The organism is Oleiphilus sp. HI0061 (assembly GCF_001635675.1).
The window spans coordinates 1-770 of record NZ_LWFE01001821.1 but is presented as its reverse complement, the minus strand read 5'-3'; the positions used below and the strand labels follow the sequence as shown (position 1 = coordinate 770).

Here is a 770-nt window from a genome sequence, read left to right as displayed (position 1 = left end):
GCTTTTGCTAAAGATGGTACCATCACTGCAGCGAATGCTTCATCAATCTCAGATGGCGCATCAGCACTTGTTCTAATGCGTGAAAGCGAAGCTGAAGCACGTGGCCTTAAGCCTGTTGCTCGTATCGTTGGTCATGCTACGCAATCCCAACACCCAAGTGAATTTACAATCGCTCCTGTTGGCGCAATTGAAAACTTGTTTGCTAAGACAGGCTGGACTAAAGAAGATGTTGATTTGTATGAAATCAACGAAGCCTTCGCAATGGTTGCAATGATGCCTATCATTGACCTAGGTCTTGACCCAGAAACGGTGAACATCTTCGGTGGTGCATGTGCACAAGGCCACCCTGTTGGTTCAACAGGTTCACGTTTGTTGGTTACCTTGATCAACGCATTGAAAGTGAAAGACAAGTCTAAAGGTGTTGCTGCACTATGTATTGGTGGTGGTGAAGCAACCGCTATGGCGATTGAGTTGATCTAAGCTCAGCGTTCATACTAAGAACAGCGCTACAGCAGTACTAAAAAAGGGTCGCAAATATGCGGCCCTTTTTATTATTAATGGAATCAAAACTTTGAAGCTCGGTAAACGCCTAAAAAAACTCAATGAGATGTGCCTAAATAACTACGAGCACATCTGGGATTGCTGCTGCGACCACGGTTTATTGGGAATCAACCTGCTTGATCGGCAAGCCGCACCCACAATTCACTTTGTTGATATTGTTCCAGAGCTCATTGAAGCCTTGAACCTGAAGTTAGTTGAGCTCTTTCCGG

1 protein-coding gene and 1 pseudogene are annotated in these 770 nt (G+C 45.1%); both read left to right on the top strand.

The features are described from left to right. Positions 1 to 480 (top strand): annotated as a pseudogene (locus tag A3735_RS27750) (acetyl-CoA C-acetyltransferase); the annotation flags it as partial. A gap of 91 nt (positions 481 to 571) precedes the next feature. Next, on the top strand, positions 572 to 770 hold a 199-nt coding region (locus A3735_RS27745; RefSeq protein ID WP_231882677.1), incomplete at its 3' end, for an SAM-dependent methyltransferase.